The organism is Micromonospora arborensis (assembly GCF_003205615.1).
GTDB classification, from domain to species: Bacteria; Actinomycetota; Actinomycetes; order Mycobacteriales; family Micromonosporaceae; genus Micromonospora; species Micromonospora arborensis.
Map to the genome: position 1 here is coordinate 350,158 of NZ_PYBV01000011.1, position 23,270 is coordinate 373,427.

Annotated in this window: 26 protein-coding genes; 12 read left to right on the plus strand and 14 right to left on the minus strand. The window is 71.6% G+C overall.

Annotated features, from left to right (window positions below; genetic code table 11):
- Positions 1-364: 364 nt before the first annotated feature.
- The 4 genes from C7C45_RS09625 to C7C45_RS09640 all read right to left on the minus strand — a co-directional run bounded on the left by C7C45_RS09625 (position 365) and on the right by C7C45_RS09640 (position 3,807).
- Positions 365-1,324, minus strand: coding sequence for an asparaginase (locus C7C45_RS09625; protein WP_110563252.1), 960 nt, complete (start codon positions 1,322-1,324; stop codon positions 365-367).
- A gap of 94 nt (positions 1,325-1,418) precedes the next feature.
- A complete protein-coding gene (locus C7C45_RS09630; protein WP_110563253.1) occupies positions 1,419-2,246 on the minus strand; it encodes a beta-keto acid cleavage family enzyme in 828 nt (275 codons plus the stop codon).
- A 23-nt stretch (positions 2,247-2,269) separates the two neighbouring features.
- On the minus strand, positions 2,270-3,382 hold the full coding sequence (ygfZ, locus tag C7C45_RS09635; protein WP_110563254.1) for a CAF17-like 4Fe-4S cluster assembly/insertion protein YgfZ: 1,113 nt from the start codon (positions 3,380-3,382) through the stop codon (positions 2,270-2,272).
- Positions 3,379-3,807, minus strand: a complete 429-nt coding sequence (locus tag C7C45_RS09640) for a Fur family transcriptional regulator (protein ID WP_110563255.1) — start codon at positions 3,805-3,807, stop codon at positions 3,379-3,381. The genes ygfZ and C7C45_RS09640 overlap by 4 nt, the downstream gene beginning before the upstream one ends.
- Positions 3,808-3,876: 69 nt before the next feature.
- Between C7C45_RS09640 and C7C45_RS09645 the strand changes: the two genes are divergently transcribed.
- Positions 3,877-4,755, plus strand: a complete 879-nt coding sequence (locus C7C45_RS09645) for an aminotransferase class IV (RefSeq protein WP_244200306.1) — start codon at positions 3,877-3,879, stop codon at positions 4,753-4,755.
- Here C7C45_RS09645 and C7C45_RS09650 read toward each other — a convergent pair whose 3' ends face one another.
- Both C7C45_RS09650 and mtfM read right to left on the minus strand, forming a co-directional pair.
- On the minus strand, positions 4,756-5,343 hold the full coding sequence (locus C7C45_RS09650; protein WP_110563256.1) for a heme-binding beta-barrel domain-containing protein: 588 nt from the start codon (positions 5,341-5,343) through the stop codon (positions 4,756-4,758).
- Between the two features lie 55 nt (positions 5,344-5,398).
- Positions 5,399-5,503: a small membrane protein MtfM gene (gene mtfM / locus C7C45_RS35510; RefSeq protein ID WP_030327764.1), complete on the minus strand. Its 105-nt coding sequence runs from the start codon at positions 5,501-5,503 to the stop codon at positions 5,399-5,401.
- Positions 5,504-5,515: 12 nt separating this feature from the next.
- Between mtfM and C7C45_RS09655 the strand changes: the two genes are divergently transcribed.
- The 3 genes from C7C45_RS09655 (at position 5,516) to C7C45_RS09665 (ending at position 8,400) form a co-directional block, all read left to right on the plus strand.
- Positions 5,516-5,890: a DsrE family protein gene (locus C7C45_RS09655; RefSeq protein WP_030490116.1), complete on the plus strand. Its 375-nt coding sequence runs from the start codon at positions 5,516-5,518 to the stop codon at positions 5,888-5,890.
- Positions 5,891-5,968: 78 nt separating this feature from the next.
- Positions 5,969-6,349 (plus strand): SCP2 sterol-binding domain-containing protein, encoded by a 381-nt coding sequence (locus tag C7C45_RS09660; RefSeq protein ID WP_110563257.1) that lies wholly within the window; start codon positions 5,969-5,971, stop codon positions 6,347-6,349.
- The gene (locus tag C7C45_RS09665; RefSeq protein ID WP_110563258.1) at positions 6,346-8,400 is read left to right on the plus strand and encodes an amylo-alpha-1,6-glucosidase; all 2,055 of its coding nucleotides are present in this window, start codon (positions 6,346-6,348) and stop codon (positions 8,398-8,400) included. Before C7C45_RS09660 ends, C7C45_RS09665 begins: the two co-directional genes overlap by 4 nt.
- Positions 8,401-8,418: 18 nt before the next feature.
- Here C7C45_RS09665 and C7C45_RS09670 read toward each other — a convergent pair whose 3' ends face one another.
- The 7 genes from C7C45_RS09670 to C7C45_RS09695 form a co-directional block, all read right to left on the minus strand.
- Positions 8,419-9,282, minus strand: a complete 864-nt coding sequence (locus tag C7C45_RS09670; protein WP_110563259.1) for a hypothetical protein — start codon at positions 9,280-9,282, stop codon at positions 8,419-8,421.
- Between the two features lie 12 nt (positions 9,283-9,294).
- Positions 9,295-9,540, minus strand: a complete 246-nt coding sequence (locus C7C45_RS35820) for a hypothetical protein (protein ID WP_425271124.1) — start codon at positions 9,538-9,540, stop codon at positions 9,295-9,297.
- A gap of 135 nt (positions 9,541-9,675) precedes the next feature.
- Positions 9,676-9,996, minus strand: a complete 321-nt coding sequence (locus tag C7C45_RS09680) for a DUF1416 domain-containing protein (RefSeq protein ID WP_110563260.1) — start codon at positions 9,994-9,996, stop codon at positions 9,676-9,678.
- 2 nt (positions 9,997-9,998) lie between these two features.
- Positions 9,999-10,847: a sulfurtransferase gene (locus C7C45_RS09685; RefSeq protein ID WP_110563261.1), complete on the minus strand. Its 849-nt coding sequence runs from the start codon at positions 10,845-10,847 to the stop codon at positions 9,999-10,001.
- 205 nt (positions 10,848-11,052) lie between these two features.
- Positions 11,053-11,130 (minus strand): Ms5788A family Cys-rich leader peptide, encoded by a 78-nt coding sequence (locus C7C45_RS35685; protein WP_310503780.1) that lies wholly within the window; start codon positions 11,128-11,130, stop codon positions 11,053-11,055.
- Positions 11,131-11,211: 81 nt separating this feature from the next.
- Positions 11,212-12,000, minus strand: a complete 789-nt coding sequence (locus C7C45_RS09690) for an LmeA family phospholipid-binding protein (protein ID WP_110563262.1) — start codon at positions 11,998-12,000, stop codon at positions 11,212-11,214.
- Between the two features lie 104 nt (positions 12,001-12,104).
- The gene (locus C7C45_RS09695) at positions 12,105-13,163 is read right to left on the minus strand and encodes a hypothetical protein (RefSeq protein WP_110563263.1); all 1,059 of its coding nucleotides are present in this window, start codon (positions 13,161-13,163) and stop codon (positions 12,105-12,107) included.
- 242 nt (positions 13,164-13,405) lie between these two features.
- On the opposite strand from C7C45_RS09695, the gene C7C45_RS09700 reads away from it, so the two are divergent.
- The 7 genes from C7C45_RS09700 (at position 13,406) to pstB (ending at position 20,940) form a co-directional block, all read left to right on the plus strand.
- Positions 13,406-14,125, plus strand: coding sequence for a winged helix-turn-helix transcriptional regulator (locus tag C7C45_RS09700; protein ID WP_208641111.1), 720 nt, complete (start codon positions 13,406-13,408; stop codon positions 14,123-14,125).
- 154 nt (positions 14,126-14,279) lie between these two features.
- Positions 14,280-15,152 (plus strand): polysaccharide deacetylase family protein, encoded by an 873-nt coding sequence (locus C7C45_RS09705; RefSeq protein WP_110563264.1) that lies wholly within the window; start codon positions 14,280-14,282, stop codon positions 15,150-15,152.
- 206 nt (positions 15,153-15,358) lie between these two features.
- Complete coding sequence (gene mshD / locus C7C45_RS09710) at positions 15,359-16,285, plus strand: mycothiol synthase (RefSeq protein WP_110563265.1); 927 nt, start codon at positions 15,359-15,361, stop codon at positions 16,283-16,285.
- Positions 16,286-16,823: 538 nt separating this feature from the next.
- Positions 16,824-17,930: a phosphate ABC transporter substrate-binding protein PstS gene (gene pstS, locus C7C45_RS09715; protein WP_110563266.1), complete on the plus strand. Its 1,107-nt coding sequence runs from the start codon at positions 16,824-16,826 to the stop codon at positions 17,928-17,930.
- A 39-nt stretch (positions 17,931-17,969) separates the two neighbouring features.
- The gene (pstC, locus tag C7C45_RS09720) at positions 17,970-19,061 is read left to right on the plus strand and encodes a phosphate ABC transporter permease subunit PstC (protein ID WP_110563267.1); all 1,092 of its coding nucleotides are present in this window, start codon (positions 17,970-17,972) and stop codon (positions 19,059-19,061) included.
- Positions 19,058-20,146 carry a phosphate ABC transporter permease PstA gene (gene pstA / locus C7C45_RS09725; protein WP_110563268.1) on the plus strand — a complete coding sequence of 363 codons (1,089 nt, stop codon included), beginning with the start codon at positions 19,058-19,060 and terminating at the stop codon, positions 20,144-20,146. Before pstC ends, pstA begins: the two co-directional genes overlap by 4 nt.
- Positions 20,147-20,163: 17 nt before the next feature.
- Complete coding sequence (gene pstB / locus C7C45_RS09730; protein ID WP_099848932.1) at positions 20,164-20,940, plus strand: phosphate ABC transporter ATP-binding protein PstB; 777 nt, start codon at positions 20,164-20,166, stop codon at positions 20,938-20,940.
- A gap of 412 nt (positions 20,941-21,352) precedes the next feature.
- On the opposite strand, the gene C7C45_RS09735 is transcribed toward pstB, so the two are convergent.
- Complete coding sequence (locus C7C45_RS09735) at positions 21,353-22,186, minus strand: NUDIX hydrolase (protein ID WP_110563269.1); 834 nt, start codon at positions 22,184-22,186, stop codon at positions 21,353-21,355.
- Between the two features lie 103 nt (positions 22,187-22,289).
- Between C7C45_RS09735 and C7C45_RS09740 the strand changes: the two genes are divergently transcribed.
- Positions 22,290-23,258, plus strand: a complete 969-nt coding sequence (locus C7C45_RS09740) for a Gfo/Idh/MocA family protein (RefSeq protein ID WP_110563270.1) — start codon at positions 22,290-22,292, stop codon at positions 23,256-23,258.
- The last annotated feature ends 12 nt before the right edge of the window (positions 23,259-23,270 follow it).

Consider the following 23,270-nt stretch of genomic DNA (forward strand, 5'->3'; position numbering starts at 1 on the left):
GCGCGCGGCGCCCGTGCCGCCTCCGCCCACAGCCCGCCGGAGGCGGCAAGGCGCGCTCGGCCCGACGCGCCACGTCCCGCGCCCGGCCAGGCGGCAGCCCGACGAGGCCGGCACCACGAGGCCCGCACCCCGGCCAGGCCCCGCACCCCGACAAGGCCCCGCACCCCGGCCAGGCCCGCACCCCGACAAGGCCCGGCACCCCGGCCAGGCCCGCACCCCGACAAGGCCCGGCACCCCGGCGAGGCCGGCAACCCGACGAGCGGTATACCTCAGAGGCATAAACATGACTCTGAGGTATACCGCTCAACAGGGAATTGGCCTCCGCGTCAGGAGGTCGGGCCCACCGTTCGGTGCAGTGGTGGTGTCACCAGAGCGGGCGGACCGCGCCGACCGGAACGCCGCCGCCGAACAGCGGCACCTCCGCGTACTCGGTCAGCACCGGGGCGTCCACGCCGAGCCGGCGCAGAGCTGAGACCAGCACCGGCATCCGGGCGCGGTCGGCGCCGTCGTCGATCTTCAGGGCTACGGCGCCGACGCCCGGCAGCGCCACCGCGATCACACCCTCGGCACCGACCTTGGCCAGCAGATCCGGCACACCACGCATGAGCCGGGTGTCGTCCGCCTGGGTGCCACCGACGATCTCCGGGTGCGCGCGCATGGCGTCGGCCACGGCGCGGGGCGCCGAGCCGGGCTCGGCGTCGACCAGTCGGAGGTACGCCCCGGCGAGGCCGGTCAGCGACACGGCGAGCACCGGGGCACCGCAGCCGTCCACGCCCACCGCCGCCGCCTGCTCGCCGGTGAACTCCTCGATGGCCGCCCGCAACCCCTGCTGCAGCGGGTGCTCCGGCCGCCAGTAGCCCTCCAGCGGCCAACCGGCGGCCTCGCAGGTCAACAACATTCCGCTGTGCTTGCCGGAGCAGTTCATCTGCACCCTGGTGGGCCCGCCACCGGCGCGCAGCACCGCCTCCCGGGCCGCAGCGCCCACCGGCAGGTCGGGCGGGCAGTGCAGCGCCGCAGCGTCCAGCCCGGCACTCTGCAACAACGCACCGACCCGGGCCAGGTGGAAGTCCTCACCCGCGTGGCTCGCCGACACCAACGCCAGGTCGGCCGGGTCGGTCAACGCCAGGCCGGCACGGAGCATCCCGATCGCCTGCATCGGCTTGCTGGCCGAACGGGGAAAGACCGGCGAGGTCACGTCCCCGGCGGAGGCCACCGGCACACCGGCGGCGTCCAGCACCACCACTGAGCCGCGGTGCGCGCCCTCCACGAACCCGGACCGGACCACCTCGGCGAGTGGAGCGCCGCCCTCGTACGTCTTCGTCACGCGCTGGACGGTACCGACGGTCCGGGGGTGCCCGACAGCGGGGTGACCAGGAGGTCCTCCGCTCGGGTGACAGGGGCGCGGGACAGAGCCGGCCTTACAGGCCGAGCAGCTCGCGGGCCTCGGTGGTGGTCAGCGGCGGGCGCTGCGCGAGCTGGGCGAAACCGACCGCGCGGGCGACCAGTTGCATGTTGGACTCCACCGGGCGGCCCTTCGCGTACGTCACGGTGTCCTCCATGCCGACCCGCAGGTGCCCGCCCGTCGACAGCGCGGCCAGCAGCACCGCGATGGTGCTGCGGCCGACACCGGTTGCCGAGAAGGTCGTGCCCTCGGGCAGGTCCCGCAGCATCCGGTGGGCCGCGACGAGCGTCTCGGTGTTGCCCGGCATACCGCCCGGCACACCCATCACGAAGTCGACGTGCACGTGCCCGCCGGCCGGAAGCCCGTACTTGCCGAGCAACCGCTGCAACGCGGACAGGTGGCCGAGGTCGAAGATCTCGTACTCCGGCACGATCCCGCGTTCCTGCATCCGGGTGTGCAGGTCGACGATGAACTCCCAGCGGTTGAGGAAGACGTCGTCGCCGAAGTTGACCGTGCCCATGGTGCAGGAGGCCATGTCCGGCCGGGCGTCGAGCACGGCGAGCCGGGCGGCCTCCGGGTCGGTCACCGCGCCACCGGAGGAGAGCTGCACGATCAGGTCGGTGCTCTCCCGAAGGGCCGCCACCGTGTCGGCGAGGCGCACCGGGTCGAGGGTGGGCCGCGCCTCATCGTCGCGGATGTGGACGTGGATCACGGCTGCGCCGAGCGCCTCGCACTCCTTGGCGGTGAGCAGTAGCTCGTCGAGGGTCACCGGCAGCGCCGGCACCTCCGCCTTGGCCGACTCCGCGCCGGTCGGGGCCACCGTGATCAACGTCCCTGTCGTCATGCCGGCGATCCTAGACGGCCCGCTCAGGACGGGTCGATCGCCGCCGCGGTCTCCCCGATCATCAACGCCGCGTCGTCCGGGACGTTGCGCTTCAACACCGCGAGGGCGACCTGACCCAGCTCGTGGTGCAGCACCGCGGTGCCGACGAAGCCGACCGCCCGACCATCGAGAGTCACCGGCGTACCGGCCGTCGGCGGCTGATCGGTGGTCACACCGTCCAGGTGCAGCAGCACCAGGCGACGCGGCGGACGGCCCATGTTGTGCACCCGGGCCACCGTCTCCTGCCCCCGGTAGCAACCCTTGTCGAGATGCACCGCCGGGGCGATCAGGTCGACCTCGGCCGGGATGGTCCGGTGGTCGGTGTCCACCCCGACCCGGGGCTGCCGGGCGGCCACCCGGATCGCCTCGTACGCCCAGAGCCCCGCGACCGGCACGCCGGCGCCGCGCACTTCCGCCACCACCTGCTCCATCGCCGACCGGGGCACCAGCAGGTCCACCCCGAGCGGACCACGTCGGGCCCAGCCGCCGATCGGCAGCGGTCGCACGTCGTACCGAACGCTCGCCCGGGGTGGCACGGCACCGTGGGCGAACTTCGGACCCGGCACCGCGACCACGTCCGGCGCGGCGAGCCCGGTCACGCCGAGCGTGCCCAGCGCGTCCATGGCCGCCGGACCGACCAGCGACAGCAGCGCCCGTTCGGCGGTCGCGTCGCGCGGATCGACCTTGCTGAAGAACCGCATCTTCTGCAGGTAGGTCAGGAGACCCTCGGTCGCTCCCGGCTCGGTGTCGAGCCAGGCGGTCTCGCCGTCCTCCGCGACCAGGGCGTGCTGCTCGACGTGGCCGTGCGGGGACAGCACCAGCAGTTCGGTGCCCTCATTGGCGGCCAGCGTGGTCAGGTGCTGTGAGGTGATCGTGTGCAGCCAACCGGCCCGCTCTTCCCCGGGCACCGCGATGACTCCTCGGTGGGACCGGTCGACCAGGCCGACCTCGGTGTCGAGGGTGCGCTGCTCGCGCAGCGGGTCGCCGTAGTGCGCGGCCACCCCCCGCACCCCGGCCGCGACGTGCGCCGGATCCGGCTGGTCGCGGCTCGCCTCGTCGATGCTCTCGACGGCTACCGCACCCGCGATGTCGATCATTTGTGGTCCCCGTTCTCGCAGCGTACGCAGACGCCGAAGAGTGACACGTGCCCGATATCCACCCGGAACCCCCGCTGCGCGGCCAACTCGTCGGCGAGCGGGCGGAGCAGCTCCGGATCGATCTCGTCGATCGCTCCGCATTCCCGGCAGACCAGGTGGACGTGTTGGTGCTCACCCGCCGCGTGGTAGGTCGGCGAGCCGTGCGACAGGTGCGTGTGCGTAACCAGACCGAGCCGTTCCAGCAGCTCAAGCGTGCGGTAGATGGTGGTGATGTTGACGCCGGCGGCGACCTCCCGGACGGCGGTGTGCACCTGCTCCGGGCTGGCGTGCCCCAGATCGAGCACCGCCTGGAGGATGAGCTGCCGCTGGGCCGTCAGCCGCAGCCCACGGGCCCGCAGCATTTCCGCGAGGGAGGATTCGGACACCGTCCGATCATAGTTCGGCCACCATGCCGGTCCGCGCACCGCGACTAACCGCCGCTACGCTCGGCGGTCATGGTGATGCCGCCCGTCGGAAAGATCGCGGCCGACCCGACCGCGCGGATCGTCGTCCTCGGGCGCGGCCCGGTGCCCGCCGGAGATCCCGTGCTCCGCGGTGACGACCTCGGCGTGCTCCGCGGCGACGGCCTCTTCGAAACCATGCACCTGCGTCAGGGCCGGCCGTGGCTGCGCGACGAACACCTGGCCCGTCTGGTCGCGGCGGCCGGTGCCGTCGAGCTGGCCCTGCCACCCACCGCCGCGCTCATCGACCTACTCGACGAGGTACGCGAAGGCTGGCCAGCGCAGGTGGAGGGGGCACTTCGGCTGGTCTGCACACGGGGCCCGGAAGCCGGCGGCCCGCCGACGGTCTACGCCACCCTGGCCGGGGTGCCGGCGTCCTCCCGGGCGGCCCGGCGGAACGGGATCAGCGTGGCCACGTTGCCGCTGGGGGTGCCTGCCGACGCCCGCAACGGGCTGAGCTGGCTGCCGGCCGGGATCAAATCCACGTCGTACGCGGTCAACAGCGCTGCCCGCCGCTGGGCTGACCGGGCCGGCGTGGACGACGTGCTCTGGATCTCCTCCGACGGCTACGCCCTGGAAGGCCCCTGGGCCAACGTGGTGTGGCTCACCGACGGCACGCTCTGCACGGTGCCGGCCGCCACCACCGGGATCCTCGCCGGCACCACCGTGGCCTGGCTACTCGCCCACGCCGCCGATCTGGGCCTCAGTCCCGCCGAGCGGATGGTCACCACGGCCGACCTGCACGCGGCGGACGGCGTGTGGTTCACCTCATCGGTACGCGGGGCCGCCGAGGTCCACACGCTGGACGGGGTGCGTCGGGCCCGCTGCCCCCGCACCCCCGCCCTGCAGACCCTGCTGGGTTTCCCCGTCTAGTCAGCCGCCGACCCGGACGAGCCGGGCGGAGAGGTGCGGGCTCAGACCGTGCCCCATGGCGGCCATCTCCTGGGCGTAGAGCAGCGCGCCCTCGACGATGCCGAAGAGCCGGTGCCCGCCGGTGACCTCCTTGGCGGTCGGAGTCCGGATCACCGCGTCGGTGGCGAACTCGACCTGGGTGCCGGTGCGCTTGCCCAGGTGCAGCTCCATCACCCCGGACGGGGTGGTCAGCAGCGCCTCCAGCTCATCGGTTGCCCGGCCGTCCACCAGCACCGGCCGCCACCAGCCGACCTCACGACCGGCCGGACGGACCGGCTTGCTCTGCTCGTCGAGGATCCAGGCACGGGACTCGTAGTGCAGGAACGGCCGGCCGTCGTGGCTGATCCGGATCTCCTGCGCGTAGTCGAAATCCTCGATGGTGGGGAAACCGCCCTTGCCCCGGCCACGCCAGAGGCCGATGTAGGGCAGCAGCGCATCCAGCGCGGGGTGCAGCTTCGGCCCGACCCGCAGGTCGTGACTCTCCTCGAACGGGTACTCCTCGACCGGCGGCGCGTTCAGCCACGGCGGCTGCAGCGGATTGTCGCTCACAGGGCCACCTTCGTTCGCGACTGCGGGGCTCGCAGGCCCGGCTCACTCCTCGCGCTCACCAACGTCCTCTCGAAATGCGTACGGCCAGGTAGACGAGGCCACCGGCGAGCCCGCCCAGGCCAGCGACCAGCAGGCTGACAAACCCGATCTCGGTAACCATCCCGACCATCCTATGCTGGGCCACATGGCCCGCACTCTCGTCGTCAAGGCCACCGCGGGGGCGGACGCCCCGGAGCGGTGTGCGCAGGCATTCACGGTCGCCGCGACGGCTGTCGCGGCCGGAGTGGACGTGTCGCTCTGGCTGACCGGTGAGTCCACCTGGTTCGCGCTGCCCGGTCGCGCCCAGCAGTTCGAGCTGCCGCACTCGGCGCCGCTCGCCGAGTTGTTGCACGTCATCCTGACCAGCGGCCGGGTGACCGCCTGCACGCAGTGCGCGGCCCGACGGGAGATCGGCCCGGACGACGTACTGCCCGGTGTTCGGATCGCGGGCGCCGCGGTCTTCGTCGAGGAGGCGATGGCGGAGGGCGCGCAGGCGCTGGTCTACTGACCATTCGGCGCGGTCGGTCGATTCGAGCGGAGTGCCGATACCGACCCGACATCTCGGACAGCTGCCTACGATTCGGATGTGACCGAGGCGACGAAGAGGTTCTTCGACTCACTGCCGTCGCGCGCCCCGGATCTCCTGGGCGGTCTGACCGACGGAACCCTCCAGATCGACCTCGGCAGTGACCACCAGACCGAGCACTGGCTGGTCCGGATGCGACCCGGGTCGGTGCAGATCAGCCGCGAGCGCGGGCCGGCCGACGCCATCTGGTACAGCAGCGCGGCCCTCTTCGACCGACTGATCACCGGTGAGGCCCAGGGTGTCGCGGCGGTGCTGCGCAACGAGAGCACGTTCAGCGGGAACGTGGTGCTCTTCCTCGCCTTCCGCCGATTCTTCCCGAACCCGCCCGGCACCCGCGACCCCCGCGAAACGGCCCGCCGAGCAGCCGGACGACCGGTGTGAAGGAACTCGTCAGCATCCTGGACGGCAACACCTTCCTGGTCAGCGACCGGCGGGGGGACATCGAGCCGTCCTACGACTTCCCCACCGGGTTGTTCTCCTTCGACACCCGATTCCTGTCCAGTTGGGTGCTCACCCTCGACGGCGAGCGGCTGCACGCCCTCTCCGTCGACGACACCGAGTCGTACCGCACCAAGTTCTTCCTCGCACCCGGTGAACCCACGCACTACCTGGACGCGAAGGCATCGGTGATCCGCAGCCGGGCGATCGTGGGCAGCTTCGCGGAGGAGCTGACCGTGCTGAACCACACCGGCGCGGAGGTCGAGTGCACCGTCCGGATCGAGATCGGCGCCGACTTCGCCGACCTGTTCGAGATCAAGCACCCTCAGCAGAAGCGCGGCCGAACGACGGTCTCGGTCTCCGCGGACGAGTTGCGGCTGACCTACCGCCGGGAGGCGTTCCACCGGGAGACGGTGGTCAGGACCAGTGCGCCGGCGCAGGTCGACGCCACCGGGATGACCTTCCGGATCCGGATCGCCCGCAACAGCAAGTGGACCACCCGGCTGCACGTGTCCAGCGTCGTCTACGGGGCGCGTGGTGAGGACATCCGGGCCACCCTCCCGTACGGGGGCAGCCGCAGCGCCGACGAGATCCGGGCCGAGCAGCAGGAGCTGATCGACCGGGCGCCGAAGCTCGGCTGCGACTGCCAGCCGCTGGCCGGGGCGTACCGGCGCAGCCTCAACGACCTGGCCGCCCTACGTTACGAGTCGATCGCCCTGGGCGTACGGCTGATCGCCGCAGGGCTGCCCTGGTTCATGACGCTGTTCGGCCGGGACAGCATCATCACCTCGTTGCAGGTGCTGCCGTTCCTGCCGGAGCTGGTCCCACCGACAATCCTGATGCTGGCCGGACTGCAGGGGCACCGGGTGGACGACTTCCGGGACGAGGAGCCCGGCAAGATCCTGCACGAGCTGCGGTACGGGGAGACCGCCGGTTTCGAGGAGCAGCCACACTCGCCGTACTACGGGTCGGCCGACTCGACGCCACTGTTCATCATCCTGATCGACGAGTACGAACGCTGGACCGGCGACGCCGCGCTGGTGCGCCGGTTGGAGCCGCAGGTTCGCGCGGCGTTGGAGTGGATCGACACCTACGGCGACCTGCTCGGCACCGGCTACCTCTGGTACCAGACCCGCAACCCGGAGACCGGTCTGCAGAACCAGTGCTGGAAGGACTCGTGGGACGGCATCTCGTACGCCGACGGGCAACTGCCCAGCTTCCCCCGGGCGACCTGCGAACTGCAGGGCTACGCGTACGACGCGAAGGTGCGGGCCGCCCGGCTGGCCCGGACCTTCTGGAACGACCCGGAGTACGCCGACAAACTGGAGCGGGAGGCCGCCGATCTCAAACATCGGTTCGACCGCGACTTCTGGATCGCCGACCGCGGGTACTACGCGCTCGCACTTGATGCCGACGGCCGGCAGGTGGACGCGCTGACCTCGAACATCGGGCACCTGCTGTGGAGCGGCATCGTGGACGAGTCCCGTGCCGCCAATGTCGTCGAACACCTGCTCGGGCCACGCCTGTTCTCCGGATGGGGAGTGCGGACGCTCGCCGAGGACGAGGGGCGGTACAACCCGATCGGCTACCACGTCGGCACCGTCTGGCCGTTCGACAACTCGATCATCGCGTGGGGTTTGTGGCGGTACGGCTTCCGGGACGAGGCCGGGATCATCTGCGACGCGATGCTGGCGGCGTCCGAATTCTTCGACGGGCGGCTGCCGGAGGCGTTCGCCGGCTACGCCCACGACCTCACCGAATACCCGGTGGAGTACCCGACCGCGTGCAGCCCGCAGGCCTGGTCGACAGGTACGCCGCTGCTGCTGCTGCGGGTGATCCTGGGCTTGGAGCCGCAGGGCGAGCACCTGATCATCGATCCGGCCGTGCCACCGGGCATGGGCCGGGTCGAGCTGCTGGACATCCCCGGCCGGTGGGGCATGGTCGATGCCTTGGGTCGCAGCCGTGGCCCGGAGGATCAGCCGCGCGACGGCTGACCCGAGGACACGCGAGGCTCAGCCCGGGCAGCCGACGGTGGCGGCGAGCTGGGTGGCCTCCGGGCTGAGCTCCGCCAGCACCGTGACCGGGCCGGTGCGGTACGCGTACACCGGTGGGTTGTCCAGCAGTGGGGCGTCGCCGGCCAGCGGGGCGAGGGCGTCCGTCGACGCGGCCGGGCCGGGACCGCCCGCGTACCGCGCGGTACGGGCCAGCCCGCCGCCCGGGCAGGGCGCGGTGACCAGCTCCGGTGCCGCCGCACTCGGCCGGCCGAGGGCCCCCAGCGCGGCGGTCAGGGCGGCAGCTTCGGCGCCGGCAGCGGTCGTCGGGGCTGCCGTGTAGCCGGAACCGACCGGCCGGCAGCCGGTGTCGACGATCAGTCGTACCCGACCGTCCACGGTCGGCCGCCCCTCGACGGCTACGAACTCCCCGGCGTCGGCGTGCAGCTCGGGGCCGTCCAGCCCGGGCCCGACCTCGGCCCGCCAACTCGCCGGAAGCCGCTCGGCGATGCCGACCAGCACGGCCCGCTCGGTGCCGGTGGGCGCGAGCACGCCGACCTCGCGCCGCAGCCTTGCTCCGTCAGCGAACGGAGTGACCCGGCAGCCCGACGCGACCCGCGCCGGGCCCAGCTCCAGCAGACCAGCCGCACCGGCCGCCCGGGAAAGCTCGCCGACCGCCCGGTCGACCACCGGGCCGGCCTGGCCGAGGGTGCGCTGCTCGCGCACCGTCGGCGGGTCGTCGCGGACCGACATCCAGGCGAGCAGGGCCAGCAACACGGCCCAGGCCGCGGTCGCGGCCAGCAGCCAACGCCGCCACGACCGGGCCGGCGCCGGCGCGGCGGGACCGGCCGACGAAGCCCAACCCGTCTGGACAGCACCGCTCACCCGGCCATGGTGTCACGGACGGTCCGCCGGCCCGCCAGCGGAGGACGTCGGGCGGCGGACCGTCGGCGTCGAGCCACCCGAGGCCGGAAACAGCACCGCCCGCAGCTGGGTCAGGTCGGTGCAGCTCACCACCGAACCAACCCCGTCAAGCTGTCGCAACACCCGCTCGAGCACCGAGGCATCCGCGCTGACGCAGAACACGATTGGAACCTCTTCGTCAGACCCGCCACCGCCACCCGCACCAACCGTGACTTCCACCCATAGATAGTGACGCACGCCGATGCCGTTCGGGGCCCCGGACGCTACCCCTCCAGAAACACCGCCTGGACCCGTGGCACGACCAGGGCCGGCCACCCGTGCGGGTAACCGGCCCTGGTCGATCAGAGCAGTGGGTCAGGCGACCGTGACACCAACCTCGTTGACACCCCGGCCGGCGGTGACGGCCGTGTCGCCGTTGCCGTGCCGGGACAGCGCCCGGAGCGTCCAGGAGCCCGGCGCGGCGAAGAACCGGAACTGGCCGGCGGCGGAGGTCACCACTTCGGCGGTGAACTCACCTGTCGAGTCGAGCAGCCGGACGTACGCGCCCGGCACCGGCTCGTCCTCGGCGGAGCGGACGATGCCGGTGATGACGGTTTCCTTCTCCAGGTCCAGGCTGGCGGGCAGCGGCGCGGCCTGATCCGGTGCGGCGCAACCCGCGGCGATGGGAAGAGTCATGATCAGGCCTCCCCGGGTTCGTCACCGAGCGCGACCGGAACGCCGACCAGCGAGCCGTACTCGGTCCAGGAACCGTCGTAGTTCTTGACGTTGCGGTGGCCCAGCAGCTCCTGCAGCACGAACCAGGTGTGCGAGGAGCGCTCACCGATGCGGCAGTACGCGATGGTCTCCTTGCCGTCGTCGAGCCCGGCGTCGCCGTAGATCCGGCGCAGCTCGTCGTCGGACCGGAAGGTGCCGTCCTCGTTGGCCGCCTTCGACCACGGGACGCTGATCGCGGTGGGGATGTGACCGGCCCGCTGCGCCTGCTCCTGCGGCAGGTGGGCGGGGGCGAGCAGCCGGCCGGCGAACTCGTCGGGGCTGCGCACGTCGACCAGGTTCTTGGTGCCGATCGCGGCGACCACCTCGTCGCGGAAGGCCCGGATGGACGTGTCCGGCTCCTGCGCGACGTACTGCGTCGCCGGGCGGGACACCGCGTCGGTGACCAGCGGGCGAGCATCCAGCTCCCACTTCTTGCGACCACCGTCCAGCAGCTTCACGTCACCGTGGCCGTAGAGCTTGAAGTACCAGTAGGCGTACGCGGCGAACCAGTTGTTGTTGCCGCCGTAGAGGATGACGGTGTCGTCGTTGCTGATGCCCCGCTCGGAGAGCAGCGCCTCGAACTGGGTCTTGTTGACGAAGTCCCGGCGAACCTGGTCCTGCAGGTCGGTCTTCCAGTCAATCTTGATGGCGCCGGCGATGTGGCCGGTGTCGTAGGCCGAGGTGTCCTCGTCGACCTCGACGAAGACGACGCCCGGGGCGTCGAGGTTCTTCTCGGCCCACTCGGCCGAAACGAGTGCGGTGTCGCGACTCATCGAATCACTCCCTGGTGAGGATGGATGGTGAGCCAACGCGCGAGTATCGATGGATGTAACTGTCGCACCACGCGCGGGACCCAGCGGAAGGACGGGATCACGGGTTCGTGCGACGGCGCCGCTGCCGGTCGTTCGGTGGGATCACCGGAGGGTGCGAGAACCCTGTGCCGGTGGCCGCCTCAGGCGGCCGGAGACAGCCCCGCCGTCAGATGACGGGGCGACACAGGCAGGTGGCCACGCGGCACAGGTCGACCGCGCGCCGTTTGGTGAGGTGGGTCCCCATGAGCAGCGAGCCTACCAGCCGGTGACCGTGCTGCCACTGAGCCGACCACCATCCGGGAAGGACCCAGCCCCCTGGCCCACCTCAGCCGGCGGAATTGATGGGTACGTTCTTCGCGTCGGCCGTGACCGCCAGTCCTTCCGGCAGTGGTCGAACCTCCCGGACGGCGAGCTGGAACGGCAGTTCGGGCAGGGGCACGTCGATGGAGATGCTCTTGGCGAAGTTGTTCAGGAAGGTGCGGGCCAGCGGCAGGTTCGGCAGACCCGCGGCGTCCAGGTCGTTGAACTTCAGGGCGACCGCGCCGTTGTCGGCGACGATGACGTCGGCGGTGCCGCTGATCGTGATCTTCTGACCGAGGATGTCGGTCGGGCCCGTGACGGTGAGCTTGCCGTTCTGCTCGCCGAGGGTCAGGCCGGGCCGTTTCAGCAGTGCCGCGAGACTGTCGTAGCTGATCGTGCCCGTGCCGTTGACGGTGTCCGCGACGACGTCCCCCTGGCCGGTGCGCAGAGTGTCCAGCGAGGCACGCACGTTGCGTGCGTCCACATCGAGCACCGACAACCGGACGGCCTGGCCCTCGACCGGGGCCTGCACGTCCCGCAGCTTGATCGAGATCCGCTGGTAGCGGCCGTCGACCACCTGGGTGAGGAACGGGACGCCCGCGACCTCCACCTCCGGCTCGGTGGACTGCGCGCCCTGCTTGGCGACCTCCTGTTGGACACGGTCGGCGATGGTCCGCTCGGCCACCCCGACCGCGACCCGGTCCGCGACCACCAGCAGCCCCGCCACGAACACGAGCAGGACGACGAGGGTGATGAGCACCTTGCGACCACGCCGCCGGGGCCGGGCCTCACTCGCCGGATACTCCTGCGCCACGCCGCCTCCTGTCTTGACCCGTCGTGGTGCGACGGGTCGTCCGTGCCGCTGCCGCAGCGCGGCGCACCAATAGGTACCCGACCGGCTCCGGGCTCAACCGTGACTCAGAGGAAGAGCATGCACATGGCGTACGCGGCCGGCGCGGCGAGAGCGAAGCCACCGAGGGGACCCTGCATGTGCCGGGCCACCCACATCGTGGGCGGCTCGCCGGCCATCAGGCGGCCCGCCTCGGCGTACCCCACGGCGAGATCGGAGAGGACGGCGGTGACCGCCGCGACCAGGCCGATCACGGCGGCCCGGGTCGGCGTGAAGGGAGCCACCAGGTAGCTGCCGAGGAGTGCGCTGGTGAGCGTGCCGACCATCGCGCCGGCCACCACCCCGGCGGCGCCCCGGGGCACCTGCGGAGCCAGCCGGGGCCAGGGCAGCACGGCGTCGGTGAGCCGAGCGACGGTCAGCGCGACGCCGCTCGCGGACAGGCAGACGGTGATCGCCTGGGTGCCGGCCGGGATCCGGCTGAGCACGATCAGGGTGCCGAAGGCCACCACCCCGACCACGATGAGCAGCGTGGCGCCGAGTGAGTCGGTGACCCGAACCCGGTCGACCCGGCGCACCAACTGGCCGAGTACCGCGGCGAGGAACCCGCCGGCGGCCAGGTAACCCAGCGGCGCCAGCCCGGCGATGTCGGTCTGCACCGCGGCGATGTCCGCGAGCGCCGCGACCGCGGCGCTTATCCCAGCGACCACCAGCAGCGCGGGCGGGCGCATGGCCATCGTCCAGGCGAGCACGAACAGCAGCTGGACGCCGAAGATGATGAAGGCGAACGGCAGCCGGTGGCCGGGGCCCGACGTCTGCGCACCCAGCACCAGGCCGACGCCGAGCAGCGCGGCGAAGCCGGCGATGGTCACCGCCAACTGGCGACGCACCTCGACCGGGGGTACGACCTCCTCTTCCGGCTCGTCGACCTCGTCCTCGGATCGGCGAGCCGGCTCGCCGGCACGACGGGCACGACGAGGCCCACCCCGTTCGCGACGATCGCCGTCGGTGGCGGCCGGACCGGTACGCGGGGCGGGCGGGTGGCCGCGGGTCGGTGCGGCGGCCGGGCCCGGGTGCGGCCCGGCGGGCCACGATTCGCGGCCCGCCTCGGGCGAGGTGGAGGGAAACACGACCCGATCGTGCCAGACCGACCGCCCGACGCGATGGTCACGGGTTTCAGCGACGTTAAAATCTATGCCACGATCAGGGGCAAGCTAGACAAACGGGAAATGGCCTGACGGCGCGGCCGAGGCGATCGGTTACGCTCAACCCGTTACCCGCCCGTCAGCGACGCCGGGACCACGCAATTTCTCAGCGCACTCCACCGTGGGTGTGTCTGGTCGCGTGCGGCCCACGCGCCGCCGGGACGGAGGTGATCGTGGAAATCCTGTTGCTGGTGACCGCGCGCGCAGGTGAACCGTCGGTTGTGCTGCCGGCACTCGACCTGCTGCCGCATTCGGTCCGCACCGCACCGCGCGACGTCCGCACCCTGGTCGCGGGCCCCAGCCCGGACGCGGTGCTGGTGGACGCCCGCTCCGAGTTGAGCGAGGCTCGCGCGACCTGCCGGATGCTGCACGCCACCGGGCTCGGCGTGCCGCTGGTCGCGGTGGTGACCGAGGCCGGCCTGATCGCGCTGAACGCCGACTGGGGCGTCGACGACGTCATCCTCGCCTCGGCCGGCCCCGCCGAGGTTGAGGCACGACTGCGGCTGGCGGTGGGCCGGTTGAGCAACGCGACCGCCGGCGCGGGCGGCTCGATCCGGGCCGGTGAGCTGACCATCGATCCGGACACGTACGCGGCCAAGCTCAAGGGTCGCCCGCTCGACCTCACCTACAAGGAGTTCGAGCTGCTGAAGTTCCTGGCCCAGCACCCGGGTCGGGTGTTCACCCGGGACCAGCTCCTGCGCGAGGTCTGGGGCTACGACTACTTCGGCGGCACCCGCACGGTGGACGTGCACGTCCGGCGACTACGCGCCAAGCTCGGCTCGGAGTACGAGTCGATGATCGGCACCGTTCGCCAGGTCGGCTACAAGTTCGTCGTGCCGCCGTCCCGGTCGCTGGCCGAAGCGGAGCACGCGCCCCTGCCGGTCTGATCCGGGAGTCGGCCCAGGCGATTTCCCATATGCCCTTTTTGCGCATCCTGGCAGTCCTATTCTGACTGCCGGGTTTGTCGGAGAAAGGGGCGACGGTGCGCGTAGTGACCACGGGGGCAACGGGCCGGCCTGACCGGCCAACCAGGCGGAAGTCGTGAATCGGGGCGACTCGACCGCGAAGGCTGCGGGAATCGTGACGCTGGTGGTGGCGGCGCTGCTCGGCTCGGCGTACGTGCTGGGCCGCAGCCTCGTCCCCGACCAGCAGCCCCAACGACACTCCACCGGGATCACGTCGAACGCCGACGCGCCGAACTCTGCCGACCAACCCAGCGGCGGCGAGCCGACCGCCGCCCCGAGCGCCAGCGGGAGCACCGGCCCCACCGAGGCCGGTCAGGACGGGTCGGGGCGAGACGCCGGGGGCGACAAGCTGTTCGGCGCACACGCCACCACCGGCTCCTCCCGGCTCGCGCTGACCTTCGACGACGGACCGGACCCGCAGTACACCCCGCAGGTCCTCGCCCTCCTGCGCGAATTCGACGTACGGGCCACGTTCTGCGTGGTCGGTGAGAACGCCCAGAATCACCCCGACCTGATCCAGGCGATCGTCAACGACGGGCACACCCTGTGCAACCACTCGTGGCAACACGACGTCGGCCTGGGTGCCCGATCGGCCGACGCGATCCGCTCCGACCTCCTGCGCACCAACGAGGCGATCCGGGCGGCGGTGCCGGACGCGCCGATCGTCTGGTACCGCCAGCCCGGCGGCGCCTGGACGTACCCGGTGGTGTCGGTGGCGAGTCAGCTCGGCATGACCCCGCTGCACTGGTCGGTGGACCCGTCGGACTGGGACCTGCCCGGCGCCGGCAAGATCACCGCCACGGTGGTCACCCAGGCCGAACCGGGCTCGGTGGTGCTGCTGCACGACGCCGGCGGGAACCGCCAGGGCACGGTGGACGCGCTGCGCCGGATCCTGCCCGACCTGACCGCCCGGTTCGAGCTGGAGGCGCTGCCCACCGACCCGACGTGAGGCAGGTGGCCGCCGGGCTGGCCACCCACGGGCGGGGAGGGTCGGCGCACTGCCTTTAAAGCTGATGCCGCAAACGATTCAGCTCCACAGGCGTCGACCAACACCTCGCCCACCTGCGCGGCCGCAGCCTCCACGCCGCGCCGCCCCCGCGGGCTTTAGTGGGCGACGGAGCGAGCGCCACGACAGGCAGCGACTACGGTGACGGGATGAGCAGCGCGGAGCCGACGAGCGACCAGGTGACCCGGACCGACCGACTGGCGCCGGCGGAGATCGTCGACGTACTGGCCCTGGCCAGCTCCGCGGGCGACACCGACGGCGCGAACCCGCTCGACGAGCACGTCCTGCTCCGACTGCGCGACCCGGACGCCCCGGCCCTGCACCTGATCGCCCGCGCCGACGACGGCACCCTCACCGGGTACGCGCACCTGGACACCACCGACCCGGTCGGCGGGATCGGAGTCGAGCTGGTGGTGCACCCCGCGTACCGGCGGCGGGGCACCGGTCGTGCGCTGGCCCGGGGTGTGCTCGCCTCGGCCACCGGGCCACTGCGGGCGTGGGCGCACGGCGACCACCCCTCGGCCGCGGCGCTCGGCGTCGACCTCGGGTTCACCCGGGCGCGGGTGCTCTGGCAACTGCGCCGACCGTTGGCCGCCCCGCTCGGCGAGCCGCGCCTGCCCGACGGGGTGACGCTGCGCGAGTTCCGGCCCGGGGCGGACGACGCGGCCTGGTTGACCCTCAACTCACGCGCCTTCGCCGAGCACCCCGAGCAGGGTCGGTGGACCTCGGACGACCTGCGGGTCCGTCTCGCCGAGCCGTGGTTCGACCCGGCCGGCTTCCTGCTCGCCGAGGAGACCGCGACCGGCCGCCTGCTCGGCTTCCACTGGACCAAGGTGCACGAGCGCCCAGGGTCGGCCCGAATCGGCGAGGTGTACGTCCTGGGCGTGGAGCCGACCGCACACGGCGGCGGGCTCGGTCGGGCGTTGACGACCGCCGGGCTCGCGTACCTGCGGGACAAGCGCGGCCTGGACCGGGTGATGCTCTACGTGGACGAGTCGAACACCGGGGCGGTCGCGCTCTACGAGCGGCTGGGTTTCGCCCGCTGGTCCGCGCACATCAACTACCACCTGGGCTGATACCACCTGGGCTGACCGTCGGCCGCCAGAGCATTCGATCGGGCGTGCTCCACTCCAGGTCGCCGATGTTGGGGTAACCGGGGCCGGGGATACCCCGACATCGGCCACATTGAGTCGATCATGGAGATGGCCGCCGGCTCACCGCGCAGAAAGCCGGACAAAGCGCCAGCCTGCCCCTGGGTCAGCGACCCGCGTCGGGGACCAGGCGTGTGCGCCGCGCTGCATACGCCGCCAGACCATTGGGGCAGCCAAGTGGCGGCGGAGGGCCGGGTCACCGGGGGGTAACGGCCGAGCCTCGGCGGGATAACGGCGAACCGGAAATATACCCATACTTCCGACAGGCGTACCTGGGTTCACTTAACGGACAACTCACCCTCAGCAAGCGGTCACCTCGGCGGCCGTACGTGTTCACCTTGCGTTCACTTGCGACCGGCGAACCGGCTACCTGGCACTCCTAACTTTCGTGTCAGCCGGTCAATGCCGGTCCTCGGGCCCCGGGATCGGGGTGCCAAGTCAGACGCGAAGGGAAACCCCTCAGGTGAAGCTCCAGCGGTACGGCGCGATTGCCGGCCTCGCTCTTGCTGCGACGCTCGGTCTCAGCGCATGCGGCTCGGACAACAACGAGCCCACTCCCGGCGCCAGCGCTTCGGGCTCGGCCGCCGCGGTCGACTGCGCCACCGGCACGCTGAACGCCCAGGGCTCCTCGGCGCAGAAGAACGCCATGGCCGAATGGATCAAGGCGTACCAGACGAAGTGCCAGGGCACCACGATCAACTACGAGCCGACCGGCTCGGGCGCCGGCATCCAGGCGTTCATCGCCGGGACCGCCGACTTCGCCGGCTCCGACTCCGCGCTCAAGCCGGAGGAGCAGCCGCAGGCCGACGCCAAGTGCGCCGGTGGCAAGGCCATCCACCTGCCGATGGTGATCGGCCCGGTGGCCGTCGCCTACAACGTGAGCGGCGTGGACAACCTCCAGCTCAAGCCGGCCACCCTGGCGAAGATCTTCGCCGGCACGGTCACCAAGTGGGACGACGCGGCGATCAAGGCCGACAACCCGGACGCCAAGCTGCCGGCGACCACGATCCAGACCGTCCACCGCTCGGACGAGTCGGGCACCACCGACAACTTCACCAACTTCCTGTCCAAGACCGCCGAGGCCGACTGGACCCTGGGTAAGGCCAAGGCGTGGAAGGCTCCGGGCGGCACCGGCGCCAAGGGCTCGGACGGCGTGGCCAGCAAGGTCAAGGCTGCCGACGGCACCATCGGTTACATGGAGTGGTCGTTCGCCGAGAACGCCGGCCTGAAGATGTCGAAGATCGGCAACGGCAACGGCGAGTTCGCCGAGCTGACCGCCGAGGCCGCCGGCAAGACCATCGCCGGCGCCAAGATCGACGGCCAGGGCGACGACCTCAAGCTGTCGATCGACTACAACACCAAGGAGGCCGGGGCGTACCCGATCGTCCTGGCGACGTACGAGATCGTCTGCAGCAAGGGCCTCGCGGCCGACAAGCTGCCGCTGGTCAAGGGTCTGCTGGGCTACGCGGCCAGCACCGAGGGCCAGGCTGCCATGACCGAGCTGGGCTACGCCCCGCTGCCGGAGACCGTCCGCACCAAGGTCGAGGCCGCAGTCAAGAACATCTCCTGACCCGACCCCACCACCTCCGCAATCGAATCGAGCGAGCAGATGGGTGAAACCCCTCACCGCTCGGCCGACGCCGGCACCGGCGGGACGCGCGTGACCCAGAGTCACGAGCGGCCCGCCGGTGCCTCGGCGCGTGTGGCCGAGGCACCAGTCAGCACCCGTTCCCCGGGCGGCACCGAGTTGGGCGGCGGCGGCGCGCTGCCGCGCAGCCGTAAGTTCGGCGCCGAGCGGGCCTTCCGCGGTCTCACCCTGGCCGCCGGCACCGCAGTTCTGGTCATCATCGCCGCCATCGCGATCTTCCTGGTCGCCAAGGCGGTGCCGGCCCTGCGCGCCAACACCGAGGACTTCTGGTCCTACGAGGGCTGGTCCCCCAACGAGACGCAACCGAAGTTCGGCATCGGTGCGCTCGCCTTCGGCACCGTGCTCAGCTCGGCGCTCGCGCTGCTGATCGCGGTGCCGGTGGCACTCGGTATCGCGCTCTACCTCTCGCACTACGCACCCCGTCGGCTGGGCACCGCGCTCGGCTTCCTGGTCGACCTCCTCGCTGCCGTGCCGAGCGTGGTCTTCGGTCTGTGGGGGCGAGACGTCTTCAGCAGCCCGGTCGCGGACTTCTCGGTCTGGCTGAACCAGCACTTCGGTTGGATCCCGCTCTTCGGCGGCGACGGCCCGTTCGGCGCGTCCGTCATGCTGGGCGGCCTGGTGCTCGCGATCATGGTGTTGCCGATCATCACCTCGCTCTCCCGTGAGGTGTTCCTGCAGACGCCGACCGCGAACGAGGAGGCCGCCCTCGCCCTGGGCGCCACCCGCTGGGAGATGCTCCGCACCGCGGTGCTCCCGTACGGCCGCCCCGGCATCATCGCCGCGATGATGCTCGGCCTCGGCCGGGCGCTTGGCGAGACCATCGCCCTGGCGCTGACCCTCGGCATCACCTTCAACATCTCGTTCAACCTGATCCAGAACGGCGGCAACACCATCGCCGCCAACATCGCCAACGCGTTCGGCGAGGCGAACGAGACCGGCCGGGGTGCGTTGATCGCCTCCGGTCTGGTGCTGTTCGCCATCACGCTGATCGTCAACATCACGGCGCGGGCGATCATCTACCGCCGCCGGGAGTTCACGGAGTCGGCCGCATGACCACAACCGTCACCTCCCACCGCACCCGTCCGCCGGCCCAGCCCGCCTCGCTGCGGGCCCGGCGGCTGCCCTGGTACGCCGCTCCGGCCATCGCCGTGGCGGCCCTGGCGCTCTCCGCCGCGCTCGTCTACGGCATCGACATCGGCGGCCCGGTCCTCGTGGTCGTCCTCGGCGCGGTGCTCTACCTGGTCGGGCTCTTCGCCGCGGCCAACGCGGTCGAGGGTCGCCGGTCGGCCCGCAACCGCACCTGGAGCGCGCTGATCCACTCCGCGTTCGTGCTGGCGGTGCTGCCGCTGGTGTCGGTGGTCTGGACGCTGGTCAGCAAGGGCACCGAGCGGCTGGACGGCAACTTCTTCCAGACCTCGATGAACAACATCGGGGCCCGGGACGCCAACGGCGGCGCGTACCACGCGATCGTCGGCACGCTGGAGCAGGTCGGCATCGCCACCCTGATCACCGTGCCGCTCGGCATCCTCTGCGCCATCTACATCGTCGAGTACGGCCGGGGCAAGTTCGCCTTCACGATCCGGTTCTTCGTGGACGTGATGACCGGCATCCCGTCGATCGTCTCCGGCCTCTTCGTGCTGGCGTTCTGGGTGCTGGTCGTGTCGCCGTGGTTCAACGACGGCCGGCCCAGCTTCTCCGGCTTCGCCGCCGCGCTCGCGCTGAGCGTGCTCATGCTGCCCACCATCGTCCGGTCCACCGAGGAGATGCTCCGCCTCGTCCCGCCGCCGCTGCGCGAGGGCGCCTACGCGCTCGGCGTACCCAAGTGGAAGACGATCCTGCGGGTGGTGCTGCCGACGGCGCTGCCCGGCATCGTCACGGGCGTGATGCTCGCCATCGCCCGTGCGGCCGGCGAGACCGCGCCGGTGCTGTTGGTCGCTGGCGGCGGTGCCGCGATCAACACCAACCCCTTCGAGAACAACCAGTCGTCGCTGTCCCTCTTCGTCTACCAGCAGGCCGGTGACGCGTCGAAGTACGCACCGGCACGGGCGTGGACCGCGGCACTCACCCTGGTCGCCCTCGTGCTCATCCTGACGATCGCGGCGAAGCTGCTGGCCCGTCGCAACAGGCTCAGCCGATGAACCCCGGAGGTTCCACCATGGCCAAGCGTGTCTCCGCCTCGAACGTCACCGCCTACTACGGCGGCTTCAAGGCGATCGAGAACATCAACCTGACCGTCGAGCCGAAGACCGTCACCGCCCTGATCGGGCCGTCCGGCTGCGGCAAGTCCACCTTCCTGCGGTCGATCAACCGGATGCACGAGGTGCTGCCGGGGGCTCGGGTCGAGGGCAGCCTGACCATCGACGACCAGGACATCTACGACCGGGACGTGGACGTCACCGCGGTCCGGCGCACGATCGGCATGGTCTTCCAGCGGCCGAACCCGTTCCCCACCATGAGCATCTTCGAGAACGTGGTGGCCGGGCTGAAGCTCAACGGGGTCCGCAAGAAGTCGATCCTGGAGGACGCAGCCGAGAAGGCGCTGCGCTCGGCGAACCTGTGGGACGAGGTCAAGGACCGGCTGGGCAAGCCCGGCGCCGGCCTCTCCGGCGGTCAGCAGCAGCGGCTCTGCATCGCCCGGACCATCGCGGTCGAGCCGCAGGTCGTGCTGATGGACGAGCCGTGCTCCGCCCTGGACCCGATCTCCACGCTGGCGATCGAGGACCTGATGTTCCAGCTCAAGGACAAGTTCACGATCATCATCGTGACGCACAACATGCAGCAGGCCGCGCGTGTCTCGGACCGGACCGCCTTCTTCTCGATCGAGAAGACCGGCGACCCGGGCCGGCTGATCGAGTACGACAACACCCAGAAGATCTTCAGCAACCCGAGCGTGAAGAAGACCGAGGACTACATCACCGGCCGCTTCGGCTGAGCCGCTGGCTCCCGGTCCGCGAGGGGCGTCGGTCGACCTGACCGGCGCCCCTTCTGCGTACCCTGACGTGGTCCGCGGCCCGACCCAGAGCGGCCCCGGCGGCCCCGCGCGGCGGCGGCCCCGCGCGGCGGCGGCCCCGCGCGGCGGCGGCCCCGCGCGGCGGCGGCCCCGCGCGGCGGCGGCGCGGCGCGGCGGGGCAAGATCGTGCTCGATCAAGGATGCAGTGGCCTCACCGCGCAACGGAGGCCACTACTGCAATGTTCGAGCGCGATCTTCGGTAGGAGCGAGCCTGCGCTCCATACCGCTCCCAAGATCTGCGCAACTACCCGGATACTGCTGTCTCCCACGCGTCCGAGGCAGCAGTATCCCTGAAGTTGTGCAGATCTTGACGGCACGCGCGGGCAGCGCGGGGTCAGGTCAGGATGAAGCGGGGTTCGCCGTTTGGCGGCCGGTCCAGGCGCGGGGTGACCGGGGTGGCCGCGTCCCGGTCGGCCGCTGCCCGCGCCACCCCGGCCAGGTCGCCGGCCGCCGCCACCTGCGCCAGCGTGACCAGGGTCGGTGGCAGCATGGTCAGCTCGCCGGCCTTCGCGCGGGCCAGCGCGTCCGCCGGACGGATCCACAGGGTGTGGTCGGCCTCGCCGGAGACGTCGCGGGTCCGCTGCCCCGCCGGCAGCAGAGCCACGAAGAAGTACGTGTCGAAGCGGCGCGGCTCGAACTCGGGAGTGATCCATCGACTCCACGGCAGCAGCAGGTCCGACCGCAGGGTGAGCTGACGGTCGGCGAGCAGTGCCGCGAAGCCCAGCCGGCGTCCCTCCAGGTCCTGCCGGGCCGTCTCCCAGTCGTCGCCGCTGACGTCGCCCACCACGGTCGCCGGGTCCGGGCCGGCGAGCAGTACGCCGGCCTCCTCGAAGACCTCCCGCGCGGCGGCGCAGACCACCGCCTGCGCGGCGTCCGGGGTCACCCCGAGCCGGCCCGCCCACTCGGCGGGTGCCGGACCCGCCCAGTCCACGTGGGCCTCGGAGTCGGAGCGGTCCACCCCGCCGCCGGGGAAGGCGTACATCCCGCCGAAGGTCATGGCGGCGACCCGGCGGATGACGTACACCTCGAAGTCGGCGTCGGTCGGACGCAGCAGCAGCACGGTCGCCGCGACCCGCGGCACCGCCGGGGTGCCGCCCTCGGCCTGGAACCGGCGGGCGTGCTCGACCAGGGCGGCCGGCGCGGGGAAGCCGGCGCTGTCGATCGTCATGCCGCGAGCCTAGTTCCTGGCCCCCTGACCACCGATCGGAGCACGGGGCGTGGGCGCAGCCCGGACAGTGGGCGGTTCACCTGGCTCGGCTAGCGTTCCGGGCATGACTCGTTGGGGCATCCTGGCCACCGGCCACATCGCCAGCCGTTTCGCCGAAGACCTCCGCCTGGTGCCGGACGCCGAGCTTGTCGCGGTCGGGTCCCGTGCCGCGGAGAGCGCGCAGCGCTTCGCCGACACGTACGGCGCGAAGCGCGCGTACGGCTCCTGGGTGGAGTTGGCCGCCGACCCGGAGATCGACGCGATCTACGTGGCCACTCCGCATTCGGCGCACTACGAGGCGGCGATGACCTGCCTGACCGCCGGCCGCGCGGTGCTGCTGGAGAAGCCGTTCACCCTCGAACTGGCCACCAGCGCCGAGTTGGTCGACACCGCCCGCGCCGCCGGGGTCTTCCTGATGGAGGCCATGTGGATGCGGACCAACCCGCTGATCCTGCGCGCGGTCGAGCTGATCGCGGAGGGGGCGATCGGCACGGTGACCGGCGTCCGGGCCGACTTCGGGGTGGCTGGGCCGTTCCCGCCGGAGCACCGGATGCGGGCCGCTGCGCTGGGCGGGGGTGCCCTGCTCGACCTGGGGATCTATCCGATCAGCCTGGCCCACCTGCTGCTCGGCGTGCCGCAGCACATCCGCTCCTGGGCGCAGCTCGGCCCGGAGGGGACGGACGAGAACACCGGCATGCTGTTCGGCTACGACACCGGAGCCCTGGCAACCCTGAGCTGCGGCATGGTCGGGTTGAGCGGGCAGACCGCCTCGGTGACGGGCACCACGGGGCGGATCGACCTGCCGGAGCCGTTCTTCCGGCCGGGTTCGCTGACCCTGCACCGGGCCGGCGCGGAGCCGGAGACGATCACCGCCGACGGGGCCGGGAACGGCTACCAGTACGAGGCGATCGAGGTGCAGCGCTGCCTCGCCGCGGGGCTCACCGAGAGCCCGCTGGTGCCGCACGCCGCCACCCTCGAGGTGATGGCGCTGCTGGACGCGGTCCGTGAGCAGATCGGCGTGCGCTACGCGTGAAAAGAAAAGGGC